Origin of the sequence: Acidovorax sp., assembly GCF_046341535.1 — a bacterium.
Taxonomy (GTDB): Bacteria; Pseudomonadota; Gammaproteobacteria; order Burkholderiales; family Burkholderiaceae_C; genus Acidovorax.
The window spans coordinates 1-3,846 of record NZ_JBKDRI010000185.1 but is presented as its reverse complement, the minus strand read 5'-3'; the positions used below and the strand labels follow the sequence as shown (position 1 = coordinate 3,846).

Annotated in this window: 2 protein-coding genes and 1 riboswitch; of the genes, one reads left to right on the top strand and one right to left on the bottom strand. The window is 65.0% G+C overall.

The window, feature by feature from the left end:
- Window positions 1-49 precede the first annotated feature (49 nt).
- Entirely contained in the window at window positions 50-2,422 is a 2,373-nt protein-coding gene (locus ACK543_RS14015) for a putative Ig domain-containing protein (protein ID WP_409943459.1), read from the bottom strand.
- A 117-nt stretch (window positions 2,423-2,539) separates the two neighbouring features.
- Window positions 2,540-2,630, bottom strand: a riboswitch (cyclic di-GMP riboswitch).
- Between the two features lie 209 nt (window positions 2,631-2,839).
- On the opposite strand from ACK543_RS14015, the gene asd reads away from it, so the two are divergent.
- A complete protein-coding gene (gene asd / locus ACK543_RS14010; RefSeq protein ID WP_409943458.1) occupies window positions 2,840-3,691 on the top strand; it encodes an archaetidylserine decarboxylase in 852 nt (283 codons plus the stop codon).
- Window positions 3,692-3,846: the final 155 nt, after the last annotated feature.

Sequence of the window (3,846 nt, the reverse complement as noted above, 5' to 3'; positions counted from 1 at the left end):
GGTGTGCGGCAAGATGACAAGCGGTCAACTGCCGTTTTTAGGTTCAGGGCTATCGAGCGGTGATCGTGACCGGTACAGCCTGCTGGGCAGACAGCCCTGCGGAATCCCTGGCCGTGACCAGCAACTGGTATGTGCCTGTCACCGGGCTGGGCCATTTGGCGGTGATGGTGGTCCCGGCGATGGAGAAACCCATGCCCAGCGGAACGCCTGTGATCGACACCGACAGATAGCTTGCGCCGGGGGATGACACCGAAATGGTGCCGGTCAGGGGCGTGCCCGCCACGCCCACCATGGCAGCAGCGCTGATGACCGGGCCGGTGGCAGAGACCGTGACGGTGTAGGTGCCCTTGCCAGAGAGCCCGGTCTTGGAGTCTTTTGCCGTCAACGTCATGCTGTAGCGCCCCAGCACCGGCTTGGCCCAGGCCACCACACCATCCGCGCCCACGGCCATGCCTGCAGGCGCGCCGGTCAGTGCATAGGTAACGGGGTTGGGAGAGATTACGTTCGCCTTGAAACTCAAGGGGACACCCGGCCGCCCGGCAATATTGGCGCTGGTTACCACAGGCGCCACGGGCGCGGCCACGGTGATGGTGAAGACGCCCTGCCCGGTGAGTGCTGTTTTCGTGTCCTTGGCAACCACGGTGACGGCGTAGGTGCCGGCAACCGGTGTAGGCCAGGACACAACGCCCGTCGCGCCAATCGACATCCCCGACGGGGCGCCGGAAAGGCTCAGCGTGACCGGGTTCGGAGCAGTCACGGCGGCCGTGAAGGTCAATGCAGTCCCCAAGGTGCCGCTGATGCTGGCAGGGGTGACGACAGGCGCCGTCACAGGGGCCGATGCCCCCGATAGCAGAGACACCAGCGTGCTGCCGTTGGGCGTTCCGAGCCCCGACAGCTGGTCATACCCAATCCGCGCCGAACAGGTGGCGCAGGTACCGTGGCTGCCCGAGCGAATGTCCGCAAAGCCACTCGCATAGTTGGTGGGCACCGCACCCACCTGGCCATACAGCAGAGGGTGGGCAGCGCCCATCACGGACTTGCCCGCCTGCACCCGGCTTGCATTGGCCACAGCCGCCAGGCCCGCCCACATGGGCGACGAAAGGCTGGTGCCACCCGCGCTGATCCATTGCACGGCGCTGCTGCCCGGTGCCATGACCGCCACATAGTGCCCGGTGGCGGGGTCGGCATTCATGGCCACATCGGCAACGGTGCGGCGAGCGACCGCCCCCACCCCAGGAAGCGAAGACTTCTGGTACGACGGCGTGGCGACGAAGGCGCTCGGCCCGCCCCCCGTGCCCGACCAACTCACTTCAGAGCGGGTGCCGGTGCCTGAATACGTCAGCGTGGTGCCCCCCACCGCAACGACGTTGGACGACACAGAAGGCCAGTTGACCGCGGCCCCCGAGTCCCCCGTCGCCGCAAAATAGCTCATGCCAGCGGCTGAAAACGCCGAATCCACAGACGGCGTCCAGCTCCCCTCCTGCGCACCGAAGCTCATGGACACCACCCCAGGGCCCATCGAGTTGGCCAGGCGTATGGCTGCCACCAAGCTGTTGACCGACGGATCAGGCGCTTCAATCAGCACAATGCGCGCCAGCGGCGCGATGGCGTGGGCCCACTGCACATCCAGGGCAATTTCCGTGGCCCAGCCCGAGTTGTAGGCTGGGGGCGTCGCAGTGATGGCGCCCGAGGCAGAGCTGTAGGCCACCCACAGTTCACATCCCGTGGACGCCGAGGCAGCCGCCAAGGGCAAAGCGGTGCCGGGGGGCAGCACCTTGTTTGTGCAGGTGGGCAGCCCGAACTTCTGGTTGAAAGCGGCCAGTTCGGCTGCGACGTTCGGGTTGTGCATGGCATTGACGATGTAGATCGTCTGCCCCGCACCCAGCGCCGCCGCCTGTGCACCGACCGGCTTGGAGCCCACTGCGGGCAAGGTGCTGAATCCGTAGGCTGCCCGCACCTGCGCCACCGAGTAGGTGGTGACCACCCCGGAGCCCGCCAGCGGCATGGCATCGCCTTCCTGCGGGGCCGAAGGCATGCCTTGAGACGCTTTCATGCGCACCTCCTCCAGCTTGGGGAGGGTCAGTCGGCGGGTGGAAAGCGCACGAAACTCGTTCGGCACAGCCTGCTGTTTCGGTGACATCACAGCCGACGCGTTGGCATCCTGCACGTCCGCGTCATCCGGTGGGTTCAACAAGACCGGAGCAATATGAAACTGCGGTTGCGCCAGTTGGCTTGACGCTTCCTGCGGCAGCGAGTCCGGGGCCAGTTCCAGCGTCATGGTGCTGGTCGCAAGGTCTGCACTGGCATCGGAACCGTCCGATCCACCGCAAGCCACGACCGCGAGGGCAACACCCCCCCAGACCGCCCAACGCGCACAGCGGCGAATCAGGGCATCAGAACCGATCAGTGATTTGGCTGCCATTGCTGTCTCCATGGGGTGCGGATTGCATATCGCACACCCTGAAGATGGAGCCGCGCGCACTGCGACAGGTTGCCATGCGCTTGAACGCGGGGACTGCGCTGCCACGCGCAGGACCTTGTGGGCAACCCCGCTGTCCTGTCCGCGCAGTGCGGAGTTAGACCGGTGGCTTTGCGACCCCGACTTTCGAGCGGGTGTGCCTTGATGTGTCAAATGTAAGTGGTTGAAACACGAAGATCAACCCATTGAGGAAGATATTTATTCATCCTCCGCAGCAACGGTCAATTGCAGAAGATTGCGGCGACAACCGGGGCCTGTGGGGCTGTCCAGACCGGGTTACAACTCAAGCCCGCCAGCGTCAGCCGCGAGCGGGCTGCTCGGTAGAATCGCCGGCTCCACCCCTGACGCAGAAAGAACGTCTTGTCTGACCGATTTGCCGTACTCCCCCAATACGTTCTTCCCAAACGCGCGCTCACGGTCATGGCCGGCCAGTTGGCATCGGCCCGGCTGGGTGGCCTGACCACGGCCGCGATTCGCCGTTTTGTCGCCCGCTACCGCGTCAACATGGCCGAAGCGGCCAATCCCGACATTGCCAGCTATGCCTGCTTCAACGACTTTTTCACGCGGGCCCTCACACCCGGTGCCCGCCCTCTGGCCACGGCCGACCTGATTTGCCCTGTGGACGGTGCGATCAGCCAGTTCGGCGCGATTGCGCGCGACCAGATCTTCCAGGCCAAGGGGCATACCTACTCGACCACCGCGCTGGTCGGTGGCGACGCGGCGCTGGCTGCACAGTTTGAAAACGGGCACTTTGCCACCCTGTACCTCAGCCCGCGTGACTACCACCGCATTCACATGCCCTGCGCCGGTACGCTGACCCGCATGATCCATGTGCCGGGCGACCTGTTTTCGGTGAACCCCACCACGGCACGCGGCGTGCCTGGGCTGTTTGCGCGCAATGAGCGCGTGGTGTGCTTGTTTGAATCAGCCCAGGGGCCGTTTGTGCTGGTGCTGGTGGGTGCCACCATCGTGGGCAGCATGGCCACCGTGTGGCATGGGCAGGTGAACCCGCCGCGCACGGGCACGCTGCGGCGCTGGGACTACCCACCGGGTCAGGTCCACCTGCCACAGGGCCAGGAGATGGGTCGGTTCTTGCTGGGCTCGACCGTGGTGATGCTGTTTCCCGCAGGGCCGCTTCAATTTAACCCGCAATGGGCGCCCATGCGCGCGATTCAACTGGGCGAGGCCATGGCGCAGCGCAGCGCGGTCTAGGAGCCTGTCGGACCTGGAAATCGTCGGCTGCAAATCGACCGCAGCGGTCCATTTTTATTGAGTCGGCATCAACCAACTTGAATGCGTTGATGCGGTTCGAAGCTCTGCGCAAGGCTTCGACAGGCTCAGCCCGAACGGCTGGTTCAAGTTCAAAG